The organism is Vibrio porteresiae DSM 19223, from assembly GCF_024347055.1.
In the GTDB taxonomy this organism is placed as follows: Bacteria; Pseudomonadota; Gammaproteobacteria; order Enterobacterales; family Vibrionaceae; genus Vibrio; species Vibrio porteresiae.
On the sequence record NZ_AP024896.1, the window covers coordinates 409,931 to 427,038 of the forward strand.

16 protein-coding genes are annotated in these 17,108 nt (G+C 44.7%); 7 read left to right on the forward strand and 9 right to left on the reverse strand.

Going from position 1 to position 17,108, the window contains the following annotated elements; genetic code table 11:
• Positions 1-31 precede the first annotated feature (31 nt).
• The 4 genes from OCV11_RS18465 to OCV11_RS18480 all read right to left on the reverse strand — a co-directional run bounded on the left by OCV11_RS18465 (position 32) and on the right by OCV11_RS18480 (position 3,634).
• Positions 32-1,111, reverse strand: coding sequence for an extracellular solute-binding protein (locus tag OCV11_RS18465; RefSeq protein WP_261897495.1), 1,080 nt, complete (start codon positions 1,109-1,111; stop codon positions 32-34).
• Complete coding sequence (locus OCV11_RS18470; RefSeq protein ID WP_261897496.1) at positions 1,098-2,138, reverse strand: ABC transporter ATP-binding protein; 1,041 nt, start codon at positions 2,136-2,138, stop codon at positions 1,098-1,100. Before OCV11_RS18470 ends, OCV11_RS18465 begins: the two co-directional genes overlap by 14 nt.
• Positions 2,135-2,914 (reverse strand): ABC transporter permease, encoded by a 780-nt coding sequence (locus OCV11_RS18475; RefSeq protein ID WP_261897497.1) that lies wholly within the window; start codon positions 2,912-2,914, stop codon positions 2,135-2,137. Before OCV11_RS18475 ends, OCV11_RS18470 begins: the two co-directional genes overlap by 4 nt.
• 93 nt (positions 2,915-3,007) lie before the next feature.
• Positions 3,008-3,634, reverse strand: coding sequence for a TIGR00725 family protein (locus OCV11_RS18480; protein ID WP_261897498.1), 627 nt, complete (start codon positions 3,632-3,634; stop codon positions 3,008-3,010).
• Between the two features lie 98 nt (positions 3,635-3,732).
• On the opposite strand from OCV11_RS18480, the gene OCV11_RS18485 reads away from it, so the two are divergent.
• Positions 3,733-4,497, forward strand: a complete 765-nt coding sequence (locus OCV11_RS18485) for a DeoR/GlpR family DNA-binding transcription regulator (RefSeq protein WP_261897499.1) — start codon at positions 3,733-3,735, stop codon at positions 4,495-4,497.
• Between the two features lie 162 nt (positions 4,498-4,659).
• On the opposite strand, the gene OCV11_RS18490 is transcribed toward OCV11_RS18485, so the two are convergent.
• Positions 4,660-5,190, reverse strand: a complete 531-nt coding sequence (locus OCV11_RS18490; RefSeq protein WP_261897500.1) for an inorganic diphosphatase — start codon at positions 5,188-5,190, stop codon at positions 4,660-4,662.
• Between the two features lie 466 nt (positions 5,191-5,656).
• Here OCV11_RS18490 and OCV11_RS18495 point away from each other — a divergent pair, with 466 nt between their 5' ends.
• Complete coding sequence (locus tag OCV11_RS18495; protein WP_261897501.1) at positions 5,657-6,010, forward strand: hypothetical protein; 354 nt, start codon at positions 5,657-5,659, stop codon at positions 6,008-6,010.
• Positions 6,011-6,076: 66 nt separating this feature from the next.
• On the opposite strand, the gene glk is transcribed toward OCV11_RS18495, so the two are convergent.
• Both glk and OCV11_RS18505 read right to left on the reverse strand, forming a co-directional pair.
• Positions 6,077-7,045 (reverse strand): glucokinase, encoded by a 969-nt coding sequence (glk, locus tag OCV11_RS18500; RefSeq protein ID WP_261897502.1) that lies wholly within the window; start codon positions 7,043-7,045, stop codon positions 6,077-6,079.
• Positions 7,046-7,109: 64 nt separating this feature from the next.
• Positions 7,110-7,373: a hypothetical protein gene (locus OCV11_RS18505; RefSeq protein WP_261897503.1), complete on the reverse strand. Its 264-nt coding sequence runs from the start codon at positions 7,371-7,373 to the stop codon at positions 7,110-7,112.
• Between the two features lie 524 nt (positions 7,374-7,897).
• Here OCV11_RS18505 and OCV11_RS18510 point away from each other — a divergent pair.
• On the forward strand, positions 7,898-8,263 hold the full coding sequence (locus tag OCV11_RS18510; RefSeq protein ID WP_261897504.1) for a hypothetical protein: 366 nt from the start codon (positions 7,898-7,900) through the stop codon (positions 8,261-8,263).
• A gap of 92 nt (positions 8,264-8,355) precedes the next feature.
• Here the strand turns inward: OCV11_RS18510 and gcvP are convergent, their stop codons facing one another.
• Both gcvP and gcvH read right to left on the reverse strand, forming a co-directional pair.
• A complete protein-coding gene (gene gcvP, locus OCV11_RS18515) occupies positions 8,356-11,217 on the reverse strand; it encodes an aminomethyl-transferring glycine dehydrogenase (protein WP_261897505.1) in 2,862 nt (953 codons plus the stop codon).
• 104 nt (positions 11,218-11,321) lie between these two features.
• The gene (gene gcvH / locus OCV11_RS18520) at positions 11,322-11,720 is read right to left on the reverse strand and encodes a glycine cleavage system protein GcvH (RefSeq protein ID WP_261897506.1); all 399 of its coding nucleotides are present in this window, start codon (positions 11,718-11,720) and stop codon (positions 11,322-11,324) included.
• A gap of 973 nt (positions 11,721-12,693) precedes the next feature.
• Between gcvH and OCV11_RS18525 the strand changes: the two genes are divergently transcribed.
• From OCV11_RS18525 to OCV11_RS18540, 4 genes are all read left to right on the forward strand, one after another.
• The gene (locus OCV11_RS18525) at positions 12,694-13,320 is read left to right on the forward strand and encodes a helix-turn-helix domain-containing protein (protein ID WP_261897507.1); all 627 of its coding nucleotides are present in this window, start codon (positions 12,694-12,696) and stop codon (positions 13,318-13,320) included.
• A gap of 456 nt (positions 13,321-13,776) precedes the next feature.
• Complete coding sequence (gene gcvT, locus OCV11_RS18530) at positions 13,777-14,913, forward strand: glycine cleavage system aminomethyltransferase GcvT (protein ID WP_261897508.1); 1,137 nt, start codon at positions 13,777-13,779, stop codon at positions 14,911-14,913.
• Between the two features lie 287 nt (positions 14,914-15,200).
• A complete protein-coding gene (gene tnpA / locus OCV11_RS18535) occupies positions 15,201-15,662 on the forward strand; it encodes an IS200/IS605 family transposase (protein ID WP_261893050.1) in 462 nt (153 codons plus the stop codon).
• Between the two features lie 217 nt (positions 15,663-15,879).
• Entirely contained in the window at positions 15,880-16,959 is a 1,080-nt protein-coding gene (locus OCV11_RS18540) for a S1 family peptidase (RefSeq protein ID WP_261897509.1), read from the forward strand.
• Positions 16,960-17,108 lie beyond the last annotated feature (149 nt).

Consider the following 17,108-nt stretch of genomic DNA (forward strand, 5'->3'; position numbering starts at 1 on the left):
GCTCTGATTCCTTCTACTAAATCGTGGGTCATTAATGGCCTAGTACCTGTTGCGACCATGCTTTATCCAAGTCGGCTTTAATCGCTGCCGCCGCATTGAGATCCAGTGGATGGATTTGCGGTGCTTTGACTAACTTATCTTTTACCGAATCAGGCAAGGCCATGTTGGTGAGAACTGGACGAACATAGCCTTCGGCAAAGATCGATTGCCCTTGTTGAGACATAATGAAGTTCAGCCATAGTTTTGCTGCTTCTGGGTTGGGACCATTTTTGACCATTGATATTGCATAAGGAGCTGCCAATGATGCTTCTTTAGGAATCACCACGGCAACGTTGTCGCCCATGCCGTCTTTGAGCTCGGCTTTGAGACCGTCATTTTCGTAACCGATCCAAATAGGAATCTCACCTTTAACAAATTGAGCATAAGGTGTCGTGCCAACCACGCGCAGCACGTTGCCTTTTTTCTGCAGTTCACCAAAGTAGTTGGCACCTGGTTTGATGTTGGTCATGCTGCCTTTTTCGGCAAGGTTAGCCGCGAGCACTACGACTTGTCCTTGACCTGTGGTGCGTGGGTCTTGATAGACAATACTGTTTTTGTATTGCGCTTTTTGCAGATCAGCCCAAGAGGTAGGTACCTCTTTAACGAGCTTTTTATTCACCAAAAAAGCGACGTTAAGAGTATGAATCGTAAACCACTTTCCGTCTTTGTCTTTGAACACGTCAGGAATTTGCACAAAGTTTTCTGGCTTATAACCCGTCAGCAAATTCTTTTGCTTCGCATCAATGGCTGAGGCGCCAAAGTAATACGCTGTATCGGCTTGAGGGCGGTGTTTTGACTTATCTAATGCAACGACGGTCGCGGCAGAACCAAGGTCGTTATAGACAATTTCTACACCTGGATAGCGTTTTTTAAACGCACTAAACATGGTTCCCCAGTTTGCCCAAGTAGGGCCGGTGTCAAAAGAGACCACCATGCCTTCATCTAAGGCTTTGTCGTATTGTTGTTGCTCTCCTTTGTATAACTCAGGCCCTTGCAGCGCTTGAGCAAAAACAGAGGAAGAGGCAATAAGCGCCAGTGCCGCACCAGCGCAAGAAAGTTTATGCAGTTTCATGTGACGTCTCCGTGTACAGGACATGAATAGATTCAGATGGAATAGATAAATGTGTTAATGGGTGATTAAGGTGCGGGGCGCACGCTTGCAGAGTGACATCGCCAACTTGCAGCGTGTACTCCATGGTGTGGCCCACAAACTGTTGTTGGTGCAGGCGAGTAATCGTGAATTGATTGCTCGCGTGGTGATTGGTTTCTAATTGGATATGTTCTGGACGAACAATCAGATCCACTTTTTCCCCTGTGACTAAAGATTGATTCACAGTCAGTGGGCCAAGCTCGGTTAGCACCTGATGCTCTGCTATCACTTTACCGTGCAAAACATTGGCTTTGCCGACAAAGCGTGCCACTTCTAGGCTATTGGGCTGGTGGTATAACTCCAGTGGTGATGCACATTGCTGTATTTGTCCGTTGTGCATTACCGCCACTTGATTGGCCATGGTCATGGCTTCCTCTTGATCGTGAGTGATCAAAAAGGTGGTCATATTCAGCTCTTTTTGAATCTTAACAATCTCTTGGCGCATCTCATGGCGTAACGAAGCATCGAGTGCCGAGAGCGGCTCATCAAGCAGTAATGCCGCAGGCTCAAAAACTAAGGCTCGTGCGAGGGCAACGCGTTGTCTTTGACCGCCAGAAAGCTGGTGTGGCAGACGGTGCTCCATTCCGCACAGACCAACCAGTTCTATCATGCGCCGAGCTTTATGCTCAGCATTGTCAATCTTATTGATTTTTAATGGATAGATGACATTTTTAAGCACGGAATAGTGGGGAAACAACGCATAGTCTTGAAACACAATACCAAGGCGGCGCTTGGCACAAGGTAGGTTGGCTTGATTGACATTGTTAATCCAAATCTCGCCGCTGTTAGGCTGCTCAAATCCAGCAAGAAGCTTGAGTAATGTCGTTTTGCCACAACCACTTTTGCCCAAAATGGCGATCAGTTCTCCAGTATTGATCTGCAGAGAAATGTCATGGACACCAACAGTGCTATTGGGATAAGTGAAGTTTACCGATTTAAATTCGATCATGATGGACAACTCTTGTTTTTGGACCACTGCTGCGCGCTGGAGAGAAATGACATCACCATTGCAAGGAGTAGCAGAATCATGGTGGCAGCGCAGGCGAGACCTGTTGCGCCATAGAATGCTTGCAGTAATAAAGTGGGGTAGGTGCGGTTCATAAAGCCGGCAATCAGGTTACTAAGCTGAAATTCCCCAAGAGAAATGGCTGCTACGGTAATCAAGCCTGTCATCAGCGATTGGCTTGCTAATGGAAGAAACACTGTAATGAATCGTTTCAGACCGTTGGCTCCAAACGATTGGGCAACTTTGTCTAGCTGCTCAAGCGGCGATTTCTCACTATCTGCAAGAAGGCTAAAAAAGAAGTAGGGAAAGGTTAAAACCCAATGACCAATGATAAGTAGCCAGGTGGCTCCAAGCCACGGCAGTTCATCGCTGGTAAAGGCCAAAATAAAACCAAAGCCAATCACCAATTCCGGGACAGCGATAGGCAGTAAAGCGCTCAGCCTTAACCACTGTTTCAAACGAGAGGAACCGTAAACTTGTAACAGATAAACACAAGGCGTCACCGTAACAAGGTTTAATAATCCTGCGGCAAGGCATACTTCGACGCTAGTGATAAGTGCTCTGCGATAGGACGTTGAATTCCATATTTGCTGATACCACTCTAAGGTAAAACCTGTTGGCAGCAGGGTATTAACCCAACTTTGGCCAAAGGATCCTACCGCCAGCAAGGCGATAGGAAGAGCGAGATAAACAAGGTAGAGATAAGTGATCTTTTTCATGATTCTAAACAATCAATTTGATTGTTTGTGATCATGAAGTTTGGATGTGACACTTTGATTGCGTGTCGTTGAAGCTTTATTTATCGGTTTGACTTAACGTTGCAACAAAGCGTCAATGACACGATGTAGGATGGGGTCAATATCCTCATAGTATTTTACGCCATCGACTTCAGGTGCATTGGCTAAAGCAAAGACGGGTTTATTGTAATGCAGGCCAAATGCCATTTCTGTTAGCGTGCCGTAACCGCCACCCACGGCAATCAAAGCAAAAGCGGTTTGAGCTATCAATGAGTTACGCGTCGGCCCCATATTAGTAACAATAGGAAAGGTGACGTATTGGTTGGCTTCGGTCCAATGGTCTCCAGGCAAAATGCCGATCGATTGGCCGCCTGCAAGGTGCACACCTAAACATACAGCTTCCATCACCCCATTTCGCCCGCCGCATACTATGGTCAGCCCTAACTGAGCTAAGCGCTGGCCGAGTTGCTTAGCCACTTGATATTGCTCATCGGTGGCTTCTTTGGGACCAATCACACCGACGGGAGGGATTTGTACCTCGCGACTATGAGCAAAAAGCAGTGCGAGTAGGGCATATTCATCGCCACATTGGATGGCTTTGGCCGCGAAATCAGACTGAGTATTGATAACTCGAATGAGCGTTGGTTGCTGACGATAAAGTAAAGTATTGGTTGATTTATCTAAAGAAAACAATGTGTTCATGAATTTTTTATGACTCTTGAGTTGAAAGGAGCAACTTGTTGGTTGGCTCTGATAAACTTGATCATAAATGCTCAATATGACACTTTGGAGATCATCGCTTGTCCCAAGTTAGACACAATAAATTGCTCGAAATCGTACGTGAACAAGGCTACACCTCTATCGAGTTGCTTGCTCATGAGCTGGGTTGTTCTCAACCGACTATTCGCCGAGATATTAAAAAGCTCTGTAGCGATAATCTTCTGCAGCGTTTTCATGGGGGAGTGACACAAGCTGAACCAGAAGTTCGCCTTGGTCATAGTTTTAAGTCCTCGGTGATGGCTCAAGCCAAAGTGGCTATCGCACATGCTGCCGTAGAGCATATTCGATTGATTGATAGTTTATTTCTTGATACAGGCACGACCTGTGAGCAACTGGCTTGTGCCATGGAAGTGCTCTCACAAAAGCAAATTATTACCCATAATTTGTCAGCGGCTCTGTTGTTGTCTCAACTTGAAACGGACCATTCGGTTGTGGTGACAGGAGGCGTCATTCGCGGTGCTGATGGCTCTTTAACCGGAGCGAAAACGTGTCAAGACATTCAATCGTACAGCGCCGATTGTGCCGTGATTTGTGCTTCTGGACTCGATGCGAATGGTTATGTTCTGGATTTTGACTCAGAAAAAGTCGCGGTAAAAAAGGCGATGATGAAAGCATCAGATAGAGCCATTTTGTTACTTGATTCCTCCAAATTCTGTAAACGTGGCGCAGTTAAGGTGGGTCACCTCAAGGATTTTTCTCTCTGTATCACCGATTCTTCGCCAAATGATCCATACCAAGCATTGTTTGAAGAGGCTGGATTACGATTAGAAGTGGCAGAGGGGTAGAACTTTTTTGTGAGGCAGTTTGTGGTGCCTGTCCTTCTAACATTATCTCTTTAAATAGATATAAAAAAGCCGCTGCACTTTCGTGCTAGCGGCTTTTAATAGTGCGTTTAAGTAACGGTTTACTCTTACTTAAGAGTAAGGTTACTTAACTGCATCAATCGATTATTGGTCGTTCCAACGTTGGATTGATTCAGCGATAACTTCTTTTGCTTCAGCGATGTCGCCCCAGCTTTCAACTTTAGTTGTGCCAGCTTTCTTCAGATCTTTGTAGTGATTGAAGTGGAATTCGATTTGCTTGATAAGTTGTGCTGGAAGATCTTCTAGAGAGTTGATCGCGTTACCGTTGCTACGGTCATCAGCAGGAACGACAACAACTTTGTCATCAACTTCGCCGTCATCAACGAATTTCATTACGCCGATGATTTTAGCTTGTAGGAAGATACCAGTTGTTAGTGGTTCGCTAGTGATGATTAGTGCGTCAAGTTCGTCGCCATCTTCATCAAGAGTTTGTGGAATAAAACCGTAGTTAGTTGGTTTAGCAAAAATCTGTGGTTCAACGCGATCTAGTTCGAACACAGCAAGCTTACGGTTCCATTCAATTTTGTGGTTGCTACCAGTTGGGATTTCTACAACTACGTTCACTAGGCCATTTTCGTAATCGCCTGGAGTTAAAATTTTATTAAAATCTGCCATTTCAGCTTCCTTATCAATATTTCGCGCGCATTTTAACAGTTTTTGTTACTCAGCGGTAACGATAATCATCCACGGATGAAGCAACTGCTCAATATGGAGACACTTGATTTTAGAGAAATCAGCGTGTGAGTTTACGCTACCCAAATCAAAGCGCAATGCCTAAAGAGTAACGCCATGAAAATGACGAATCTTAAAGTGCCTGTCCTTCTAAGACGAGACTATGAAAATGATGTTTCTTAAGGTGCCTGTCCTGCTAAGGAGTGTAGGTATGCGATGAGGGGGACAGAGGTTTTATGTTGCACCCCCTTAAAGTGTCTGTCCTTGTATCCAATGGCCATTTTTGGTGCATTTAATTTCATATTGGTGTTTAATGCTGCGACCTTTTGTAGCCAAGCAATAAGTCACGCTGTTTTAGGGCTACTGAGGATAAAAATGATGCTAAGAATACAAGATAAGGATGTATCAAGTGAAAAAATGGTTGGTTATGGTTTTCGGTATTAACGTCGTCGCTGCTGCGGTAGTTTATGGCTTATCTCATTTTGTTGATCTTTTTAAGCCTCAGAATTTATGTGATTTTCTCTTCTTTATTGCTGTAGTTATCTGGTCATTGGCCGGTTTTGTATCGGATAAGAGTGCAAAAGCGCAAAGCACAATCAGTTGGTTCGATCGCTATACTGCACCAGTACGCGCCAATGGTGAATTTCGTCAGCTAACAAGAATTGGAAATTCCTCAGCGCATTTAGATGCTGGTACTGGCTTGATGCTTTTTATCTCCGGTATTCCTGCATTTGCTGCTGCATTTATGTTGTACCTCGCCTAGAAACGCTCGATCAAAAAGGGGAAGTTGATGAACTTCCCCTAACGAATTTATCTTTAAGCTTTAATATTACAGCTCTTTACCTAGGGCTTGGCGTAAATAAGCTCCCGCACCGAGCAATCCAGGTTCTTTATGAGTAAGTAAAAAGACCGGAATGGCATTTAGATAGTCGTTAAAACGTCCTTTCTCTTCAAATGCACGGCGAAATCCAGAATTGACTAGGAACTCTTTAAAGCGTGGCGCAATGCCACCACCAAGATAAACCCCACCAAACGTTCCCATATTCAAGGCTAAGTTACCTGCGAAACGTCCAAGCAAGATACAAAAGAGTGACAGCGTCGCAACACAATCCGGATTCTGTTTGGCTAACGCAAGTTCGGTGATCTCTTTGGGAGTTAACGCTTCTGGCTCGCGCCCTTGGGAAATTACATGATGATTGTAGATATGCACTAACCCTTGTCCTGATAAACAGCGCTCAGCCGAAACTCGACCAAATTGCTGGCGTAACCATTTTAAGAGTGAGTCTTCTTCATCGCTGCAAGGCGCGAAATCTACGTGTCCACCTTCACCAGGAAGGCTAAGCCATTGGTTATTGACTTGAATAAGGTGAGCGACTCCTAAACCAGTACCCGCGCCAAAAATGGCAATAGGTTTTCCTGATTGAGGCTGTTTGCCCCCAATTTGGAGATAATCTTGCTTAGAAAGGGCGGGGATGGCCATTGAAACAGCGGTAAAGTCGTTGATGACTTCGAGGCGTTCTAGCTGTAGCTGCTGTTTGAGTTCCTGAATGGAAAATGCCCAGCTGTGATTGGTCATTGATACCCAATCGCTATTAATGGGACAAGCGATAGCAAGACAAGCTGTCGTCACCTGTTGGTTTACTTCAGATAGATATTGCTTAATCACCACTTCTAGACTTGGGTAATCTGCCCCTGAATAGGTGAGTGGTTGACTGATTTCACCGCTATCGATCGCACATAACGCTAAACGAGCGTTCGTGCCACCGATATCGCCCACCAATGCATACTGCTGTGACATAAATCCTCCGTTACCTATGAATACTCAATACACCTTTGATCAGCTGTCAGTAAAAGACAATAGATTATTGTGCCGCGTTTTGAGTGTTCTCAAATTCATCGTCGTTAGCACGTTTAAACGCACTTTTGACTGGAATGTAAGGGCCAGACGAGAGTGTTCCGGTTGCGCTTTGTACAGGAACGGAAGGATCTCCAGCCGCAACTCGGCCTTGTGCTAACGGGCTGGTAGCGGGTTTGGCCACCGACACAGATTGATTCGGCTCTACGCCTGCTGAGCAACATGCGCTCAACAGTCCGCAAAGTAGTGATGCGAATATGACGTTATTCATAATAGATATTTGATTGTTATTTTGAGGCGATTGTACGCTAGACGACGGAGATTTGTTACGTTTTTTACCTCTAAATAGGGAGTTGATCAATCTATGACAGAATTTGGTCGCTGATAGCCAATTAATCGATGATATATTGAAAATTAATCGTGATTGATGCTCGGTTTTACTTTCGTCAGCAGTGTAATGGTTATTAGCATTGGATAATTGTAATCTTTTTAATCGTCGCTATGCTCAATCGCAAAGCCCAGAGCTGTTAGGGATATTGGGGACGTATGTTGAAAATGCTAAAGTTTGCCTCTTATTTATATGAAAATAATACCATTTGATTATTTTTTAACAAATAAGATATAATTTTTATTAAAATGTTAAGTATCAATAATGCATTAAAAAAGATTCTTAATGAAATATATTTGATGTATTTTTCATCAATCAATATTGCTGAGTTATTCTTTATATTGCTTTATTTTAATAGTGTTAATAATATGCCAACCGTCTATTTACTATACTAATTGGTTTAAAAAATGAAAAAAACAATGCTTTTAGGTGCTGTGCTTTCTTCTTTATTATTGACTGGCTGTGCACAACGTGTCGTTGACTTTACTTTGGCATCAACAAAAAATGTCGATTTGAATAATGGCAAGTTTATCAAAGGACAACGTGTACAAGGAACTGATACACGACCAATTATTTTGGTTCCTATCGGCCGTCCAGAAATTAAAGAAGCGACAGATGAAGCTATTGAAAAAGATCATTGTGCTGTTGCATTAACTAACGTTACTGCTGATTTTTCTTCTTTTTCATTACTATTTGGCTACAATCGATTCACTGTTGAAGGTGATCTAATTATCGATAAAAACAAACCAGGATGTGAAAACTGGTCGATGTAATTAGCGTTAGTAATAATATAAATTATCACTAATGTAATGAAAGGGGAGCTAAATGGCTCCCCTTAATATTACTAAGCTATATAACCGAGTAACTACTCATAGCTCTCAATACTTGGGCATGAACAAATTAAGTTACGGTCGCCGTAGACGTTATCGACGCGATTAACGGTTGGCCAGTATTTCATCGCTTTGCTGTAGGACGACGGGTAACAAGCGGTTTCGCGGCTATAAACATGAGCCCATTCAGCACTCATCAAATCCACTTGAGTGTGCGGTGCATTGACCAGAGGGTTATCCTCGAGAGGCCATTCGCCTGCTTGCACTTTCTCTATTTCTAAACGAATCGAGATCATGGCGTCGCAGAAGCGATCCAGTTCAGCGAGATCTTCTGATTCGGTAGGTTCAATCATAAGGGTGCCAGCGACAGGGAATGACATGGTTGGCGCATGGAAACCGTAGTCCATCAAACGCTTAGCAATATCTTCTTCGCTAATACCAGAGGCTTGTTTGATTGGGCGAATGTCGATAATACACTCATGTGCCACGCGCCCATGCGTGCCACGATAAAGCACTGGGTAATGAGGACGTAAACGTTCCATCACGTAGTTGGCATTTAAGATTGCCACTTCAGTGGCTTTGGTCAAACCTTCGCTACCCATCATGGCGATGTAAGCCCATGAAATAGGAAGAATCGATGCACTGCCCATATCTGCGGCAGAAACGGCGTACTCTTTGCCATCCACGCCTTGTTCAACGTGCCCTGGTAAGAACGCTGCCAAGTGTGCTTTTACGCCAATAGGCCCCATGCCAGGGCCGCCGCCCCCATGTGGGATACAGAAGGTTTTATGCAAGTTAAGGTGTGACACATCTGACCCAATAAAGCCGGGTGAGGTTAGCCCGACCTGAGCGTTCATGTTGGCACCATCAAGGTATACTTGACCGCCTGCTGCGTGAACCTTATCGCACACTTCACGCACTTGCTCTTCATACACACCGTGAGTCGATGGGTAAGTGATCATAATGCATGAAAGGTTTTCTTTGTGAGCTTCAATCTTAGCGGAAAGATCGGCCATATCGATGTTACCGTTATGGTCACATTTCACCACTACCACAGTCATTGAAGCCATGGCCGCCGAAGCTGGGTTTGTGCCGTGAGCGGAGCTTGGTATCAAACAGACGTTACGATTGTGGTCACCACGGCTTTGATGGTAACGCTGGATGGCAATCAACCCTGCGTATTCGCCAGAAGCGCCTGAGTTGGGCTGTAGCGAGAAGGCATCATAACCGGTAATGGCACAGAGCTTCTCTTTCAGATCTTCGGCCAATGCGGTATAACCTGCCGCTTGTTCTTTAGGAACAAATGGGTGCAATGCGCCAAACTCTGGCCACGTAATGGGTAGCATTTCAGCTGCCGCATTGAGCTTCATGGTACAACTGCCTAGAGGAATCATGCCATGAGTGAGCGAGTAGTCTTTGTTTTCCAGCTTTTTCAAGTAACGCATCATCTGTGTTTCACTGTGGTAAGTGTTGAACACGGGATGAGTTAAGAAGTCTGTTGTCCGCAGACATGCTTCTGGAATGGCAGAAAATTCATTTTCAGCGATACGACTAGAGAGTTCATAAGCTGAATCAATCGCACCAAAGGCGGTCAGTAACATATGCACATCTTCAATCGATGTGGTTTCGTCAAAGCTGATGCCTAAACGATCATCAAATTTACGTAAGTTGATGTCGAGCGATTGTGCTGTCACATAAAGGCTTTGGGTTCGGTTACGAGTAATGACGGTAATGGTGTCAAAGAAGTGATTATGCTCCAGCTCAAAACCGGCTTTGGTCAGCCCTGCAGCTAAAATCGCAGTCATATGATGGGTACGACGCGCGATGGTTTTCAGTCCTTTAGGACCATGATAGACCGCATAAAATGACGCCATATTAGCGAGCAACGCTTGAGCGGTACAGATATTCGACGTCGCTTTCTCGCGGCGAATATGTTGCTCACGAGTTTGCATCGCCATACGCAGCGCTTGGTTGCCTTTGGCATCAATCGAAACACCAATAACGCGACCCGGCATGGTGCGTTTGTGTTTATCACGAGTAGCCATAAAGGCAGCATGTGGACCGCCATAACCCATTGGCACACCGAAACGTTGTGCCGAACCAATTACGACGTCTGCTCCCATTTCACCAGCAGGTTTTAATAGGGTAGAGGCCAGTAAATCAGTAGCGACTGCCACTAAGGTTTTGTTGGCTTGCGCTTTCGCGATAATGTCGGTGAGGTCAAATACATCACCCGTGGTGGTTGGGTATTGCAATAGAGCGCCGAAAACATCTGCGCCTGCAAGGTCATCAATCGCTCCAACAACCACATCAAAACCTAAAAACTCAGCGCGAGTTTTCACTACTTCGATGGTTTGTGGGTGCACGCTGTCAGCGACGAAAAAACTCTGACTTTTGCTTTTGCCAGCACGGTGACAAAGTGCCATGGCTTCAGCTGCCGCCGTAGCTTCATCAAGCAGTGATGCGTTGGCAATATCCATACCGGTCAAATCAATGATCATCTGTTGATAGTTCAACAGCGATTCCAGACGACCTTGGGAAATCTCAGGTTGATATGGGGTATAAGCCGTGTACCAACCAGGGTTTTCTAAGACGTTACGTAAAATAACGTTTGGCGTGAAGGTGTTGTAATAACCTTGACCAATAAACGTTCTTTTCACTTGGTTTTGGTAGGCGAACCCTTTGAGCGTTTGGAGCATTTCTGCTTCGCTTTGGGCGCTCGCCAATGTAAGCGGTGATTCGAGACGAATCGAGGCTGGCACCGTTTCTTTAATCAACGCCGCCAACGAGTCGGCCTTGATGGTATTGAGCATCTCTTTTTGATCCTGCTCGCTGGGGCCGTTATGACGAGCAACGAACTCATTGGCAGAACTTAGGCTGTGAAGTAAATCAGTCATGTTTCCTTACCTTCTCAACAACGATACTGAGGTAGGTCGTTGAAAATTGTGACTTTAAAAACAACCCGAAGCGAACTTCGGGCCATCCAATCTAAACGAGGACGTTATTCGTCGTCTTCGTCTTCTTCCTCTTCCAGTGACGCTTCGTACTCTGCAGCGGTCTGCAGATCGTTTAGCTCACTAGGGTCTGACATTTTAATGGTGACAATCCAACCACCGTCGTACGGTTCAGAGTTCACTAACTCTGGGCTGTCTTCGAGGTCTTCATTCACTTCGATAACGACACCAGAAACTGGTGCGTAAATATCGGAAGCCGCTTTAACGGATTCTACGAGGGAAAAAGTATCACCCGCATCAATCTCACTGTCGACTTCTGGCAGTTCAACAAACACAACATCACCCAACATTTCTTGGGCATGTTCAGAAATTCCGATCGTTGCCGTACCGTCCCCGTTGTCGCGGACCCACTCATGGCTGTCTGTGAACTTCAGTGTTTTATCCATTACTCAATCTCCAAAAAATAAGCTTACCGATCTAAAGATGATTCATTCCAAGAAAGCGTAGACGTAACTTGTTTCAAACGAGGCATCGCGCCATAGAGCGTTTAATTGAGTTAGCTTTACGTTTTCCAATATCGTCTAACTGAAATACTTCAAAGTTTGGTTTACTAAAGGTAAACCGGTGACCTAAGTGCCTGCTCAAACTAAGCATAGGCGCTTCTGACCGAGATAAAGTGACCCTTTTGCGAAAGCGATAACATTCAGCTGAGTAGTTATCTTGAAATAGCTCAGATTAGCAAAAGAGAAGAGCGTCAGAAGAGCTGCCTCAATGGCAGTTTGCAACAGATATGCCACGGTGTTTGTGCCGCTGATCACTGATTGGATAGCACGAACTTTTTCAACTATAAGTTGCGTCAAAGAGAGTAAAGCAGCACTGAACGTGGCGAGTTTGTTGCGTAATAAAGATGAAACAGAACTTAAAAGAGAGGATGTAGACACCCATGACCAGCCACAGTGTTCACTGAATACAGCCGAAAGCGCCAATAGGACAGCGTGATTTCTATGAGAAATAACGGTGCAACGAACCATTTTGGTGAACACAGAACACGCTAAAATCCATTCGCTTAAGAGCGAACAGATACGATGTATTTTATGTATTGTGATAAGCCAATATTGCACTGAAGATAGTCCGTATCCATAAGGTCATGAGTCAATAACAAGGTATCTAATACACTCTGATCCCCCATTTTGCTGCACATCCCAATTCCATAAATCAGTGGGAGAATCCGCTCCCTAACATGCCGATAACATACTCTGTGCTTAGTAAATGATCAAACAAAAATTTCCTATAGGAAACAAAAAGCCCTGCTTTGATACATGGCGCACAGAATATTTCCGCAGGTTTGCTTTTCTATTGGGAGCGCTTCGTGCAACATTAAGAGAGCAACCGTTCAGGAAACATTACGTGCAGGAAATCATGTCCGAAGATATTTACGATGAATACCCATCCATGACCTTGGCTCGCGAAGCGAGTGAAGCAACTCACATCGAACCTTTACGTTTAGGTGAACGCATCAAAACCATCCGTAGCAATTTAGGTTTGACGCTTGAAGAGGCAAGTCAACGCACGGGGTTGGCGCGTTCTACACTGAGTAAAATCGAAAACGAACAGATTTCCCCGACATTCCAAGCAATGCAAAAATTGGCGCATGGTTTAGATATTGATATGCCACAACTATTTGAGCCACCTAAGAAAATTATTGCTACGGGGCGTCGTGACATTACTCGAAAAGGAACGGGAAAACCCCATCCGACTCAAACTTACGAACATGAATTACTCGCAACACAGCTTTCAAATAAGAAGATGATGCCATTTAAAAGCCGCGTAAGAGCTCGTTCTTTTGATGAGTATCGGGAGTGGATTCGTCATGATGGCGAGGAGTTTTTGCTGATTTTGGAAGGTGAGGTGATGTTCTATACCGAGTTCTATGAACCGGTGCGGTTAGCCGCTGGCGACAATGTTTACTACGATGCCAATATGGGGCATATGCTGGTGTCGGTAAGTGATGAAGATGCTCTAATTCTTTGGGTTACCGCTAAGTAAACACTTTCACTGTACTGCAGTATTCGCTTTTTAAGTTTCCTATAGTGAAAGCAAACGTTTGCTTTCACTGGCTTGAACATTTTGCTATTGATCTCTGAAGTAAAATAGTTCATCTCTCCCCAAAAATGGCTGTTTTCCCCATCAGTTAAGCTGTGTTGGCTTAATCTCTACCACTAAACGTGATCAATATTTGTAGATTTTGCTTGTCGGCAAGCGAAAAAATGAGCATTCTTGTTTACTATAGGAAACAAGGAATACCCATTATTGCTGTTCAATGTGTAAAACTGCGCTGGTGTCGTGGTTTTTATCTCATGCAGTTCAACAGTATAAAAGTAATGGTCACTCATTCTCGATATTGCCAGTGGCTCATTCATTACCCCCACATAACTCAGGTAATGATGAAACGTCGATTGATCACGTTGGCCGTATCATGAGTCGAATTAAAGGGAGAAAAGAATGACTCACGCGACAGAAGCTCACGAATCACTGCTTCACACTCCGTTACACGCTTTGCATCTGGAAGTGGGTGCAAAAATGGTGCCGTTCGCAGGCTATGACATGCCGGTTCAATATGCACTTGGTGTAAAAAAAGAACATCTTCATACTCGTGATGCCGCAGGGCTATTTGATGTCTCTCACATGGGGCAGTTACGTCTTCATGGTGCTGGAGCAGCAAAAGCGCTAGAGGCGCTCGTGCCTGTCGATATTATCGACTTGCCAGAGGGTAAACAGCGCTATGCGTTTTTTACTAATGAACAAGGTGGCATCCTCGATGACTTAATGGTGGCAAATTTAGGTGATCACTTATTTGTGGTGGTTAATGCGGCGTGTAAGGCGCAAGACATTGCTCACATCCAAGCTCATCTGCCTGCTGATGTCACATTAGAAGTGATTGAAGATCGCGCTCTTTTGGCGTTGCAAGGGCCAAAATCGGCCGATGTTTTGGCTCGTTTGCAACCCGCAGTGAGCGCCATGTCGTTTATGGACATTCAGCAGTTGAGTATCGATGGCGTCGACTGCATTGTGAGCCGCAGTGGCTATACCGGTGAAGATGGTTACGAGATTTCAGTACCAGCTGATAACGCTCAGGCTTTAGCTCGTAAGCTCACTGCGTATGACGAAGTGGAATGGATTGGATTAGGTGCGCGAGATTCACTCCGTTTAGAGTGTGGCTTGTGCTTATATGGCCATGATCTGGATACAACAACGACGCCTGTTGAAGCCAGCTTGCTTTGGGCAATCAGCAAAGTACGTCGTGCCGATGGTGAACGTGCTGGTGGTTTTCCTGGTGATGCGATTATTCTGGATCAAATCACGAATAAATCGGTTAACCGTAAACGTATTGGTTTAATCGGGGAAACCAAAGCCCCAGTTCGTGAAGGTACTGAACTTTTCTCAGCGCAAGGCGAGCGCATTGGTGTCGTGACCAGTGGTACGGCTGGGCCAACGGCTGGAGTTCCCGTTTCGATGGCCTATGTTGCGGTGGACTATGCAGAACTGGGTACCACGATCATGGCGGAAGTTCGCGGTAAGATGCTCCCGATGACCGTAGCGAAAATGCCTTTTGTGCCACAGCGTTATTATCGTGGCTAACTAATGGTGCAATAACTAATTGCAGTAACTCATTGTGGTGACTAACAGAATTAGTCATCGAGAAAATGCGCTGTAGCGAGTTATCACCTTAGTTCATTATTCAACGAAAAATCAGCTCCTTATTGGAGCTGATTTTGTTATTGTACAGAGAAAACCCCCAGCTTGGCTGGGGGGTTCCGTTGAGCTTATAGCTATAAGTCAGTTATAAAACCCCTTTCAATTTGTTAGAAATACCTTGTGGTCTGGCAACTACAAGAGTTAATCAGAAATTGAAAGGGGGTCCCAATATGGGGGACGAGAAGAGCTTAGCTCACACAAGATGGAACTGTAAATATCATATAGTATTCGCACCCAAATATAGAAGGCAGGTGTTCTACGGTGAAAAACGTCGAGCAGTTGGAGAAATCTTGCGAAAGCTATGTGAATGGAAAGACGTGAATATACTCGAGGCTGAATGCTGTAAAGATCATGTTCATATGCTTTTAGAAATCCCACCGAAGTTGAGTGTTTCAGGTTTTATGGGATATTTAAAAGGTAAAAGTAGTTTGATGCTCTATGAGCGATTTGGGGATTTGAAGTTCAAATACCGAAATCGAGAATTTTGGTGCCGGGGTTATTACGTTGATACAGTCGGCAAAAATACAAGCCAGATCCAAAGTTACATCAAGCATCAATTAGATCAAGATAAAATGGGAGAGCAACTGTCGATCCCATATTCAGGTAACCCGTTTACGGGTCGCAAGAAATAGTCATATGCAAATGTCAGATCACGATGCGCCTGCTAGGGCGCTGCTGGTAGGAGAGCCTTATAGGCGCATATGAAAAACCTCCGGCTATGCCGGAGGATATTTTTTTTCAGTACGACAACAATGAGTACCTTAATTAGCTGTGTAAATTGATGTAAAACGATTTAAATAGGCTACTTGATTCAGATAATCTCGAGCGATAAACAGTCAGGTTCTCATTATGAAATCCATTTTGATTTTCGCCTCTTTATTCTTGTCGACCATCACTGCTTATGCGGCTGATTTGTCTACCTATATTGTCAATGGCACCAGTACGACGGCGTCTTCCTATCCTGCTTTTGTCAACTTGTTCTACTACCGTCAATACAGTACGGGGTATGTTTATGGGATGTATTGTGGTGGCACCATGCTCGATTCCACTCACGTACTTACCGCGGCTCACTGTATTACCGATGAAGATAGCCAGAACAATGAGTCGTATATGCTGTATACCGTGGTGGCTCAGGTCGATAACCTATCTGATTTCCCAAGTAATGCCACTTATGTGCGTGCGAAATCCTTTTACTATCCCGATGACTACGAATATTCATCAACCGATCTATGGCCTAATGACATCGCGATCATTGAGCTTGAGTCCGAATTGAATGTCTCAGGTTCGAGCACCTTACCCACTGATGATTCTTATCGGCTTGGCAGTGATGGTACCGATGATGATGTCAATGACTATAGTTTTACTGCGATTGGTCATGGCAAAACCTCGACCAACAGCAGTGTCAGTGATGAACTGTTAAAAACCTCAATGGATTACGTTTCCAACGACACATGCCAAGGTGACCTAACTAATCTCAATGATTCCCAGCTCTGCTTTAAAGGCAGTGACACGAATACCTCCACCAATTTGAGTAACGGGATCTGCTCGGGAGACTCTGGCGGACCGATTTATACTGAGTATACAGGCAGCTTGGTTCAGGTAGGTATTACCAGTTTTGGCCCAAGCACCTGTGGCTCCGCAATAGGTTCATCAGGTGTCGATGCGGTATTTACAGAAGTCTATGATTACGAAGATTGGATTCAAGAGGTGATCGATGGCAATGTTACTGCCAAATACACCGCTACCGATGCAGAGCGCGAAGCCTATGCGGAAAGCAGTTCAAGCTCAAGTTCCTCTGATACCAGTTCTTCATCAAGCGATGTTTCCACAACGTCCTCGTCTTCTGGTGGCGGCAGTATCACCTGGTGGGGGTTAATTGCTCTTGGCATGCTTGCCGCTTGGCGTCGCAGTCGCCTTTGGTTGGCATAGACATCGTTGACGAGCAAGTGTTGGTGAAAAGAGTGAGGTGGAAGCCTCACTCTTTGGTTTCTAACCATCTCATTTTCGGTGGATGTACATGATTTGCATCGGCTGACTGTGCGAAAGCACTCAGTTTTCTATATATTGTTACCAATTTT

Excerpts from the sequence above, each read along its gene's own strand:
- OCV11_RS18465 (WP_261897495.1), bottom strand. The coding sequence starts at position 1,111 with ATGAAACTGCATAAACTTTCTTGCGCTGGTGCGGCACTGGCGCTTATT.
- OCV11_RS18470 (WP_261897496.1), bottom strand. The coding sequence starts at position 2,138 with ATGATCGAATTTAAATCGGTAAACTTCACTTATCCCAATAGCACTGTT.
- OCV11_RS18475 (WP_261897497.1), bottom strand. The coding sequence starts at position 2,914 with ATGAAAAAGATCACTTATCTCTACCTTGTTTATCTCGCTCTTCCTATC.
- OCV11_RS18480 (WP_261897498.1), bottom strand. The coding sequence starts at position 3,634 with ATGAACACATTGTTTTCTTTAGATAAATCAACCAATACTTTACTTTAT.
- OCV11_RS18490 (WP_261897500.1), bottom strand. The coding sequence starts at position 5,190 with ATGGCAGATTTTAATAAAATTTTAACTCCAGGCGATTACGAAAATGGC.
- glk (WP_261897502.1), bottom strand. The coding sequence starts at position 7,045 with ATGTCACAGCAGTATGCATTGGTGGGCGATATCGGTGGCACGAACGCT.
- OCV11_RS18505 (WP_261897503.1), bottom strand. The coding sequence starts at position 7,373 with ATGAATAACGTCATATTCGCATCACTACTTTGCGGACTGTTGAGCGCA.
- OCV11_RS18510 (WP_261897504.1), top strand. The coding sequence starts at position 7,898 with ATGAAAAAAACAATGCTTTTAGGTGCTGTGCTTTCTTCTTTATTATTG.
- gcvP (WP_261897505.1), bottom strand. The coding sequence starts at position 11,217 with ATGACTGATTTACTTCACAGCCTAAGTTCTGCCAATGAGTTCGTTGCT.
- gcvH (WP_261897506.1), bottom strand. The coding sequence starts at position 11,720 with ATGGATAAAACACTGAAGTTCACAGACAGCCATGAGTGGGTCCGCGAC.
- OCV11_RS18525 (WP_261897507.1), top strand. The coding sequence starts at position 12,694 with ATGTCCGAAGATATTTACGATGAATACCCATCCATGACCTTGGCTCGC.
- gcvT (WP_261897508.1), top strand. The coding sequence starts at position 13,777 with ATGACTCACGCGACAGAAGCTCACGAATCACTGCTTCACACTCCGTTA.
- tnpA (WP_261893050.1), top strand. The coding sequence starts at position 15,201 with ATGGGGGACGAGAAGAGCTTAGCTCACACAAGATGGAACTGTAAATAT.
- OCV11_RS18540 (WP_261897509.1), top strand. The coding sequence starts at position 15,880 with ATGAAATCCATTTTGATTTTCGCCTCTTTATTCTTGTCGACCATCACT.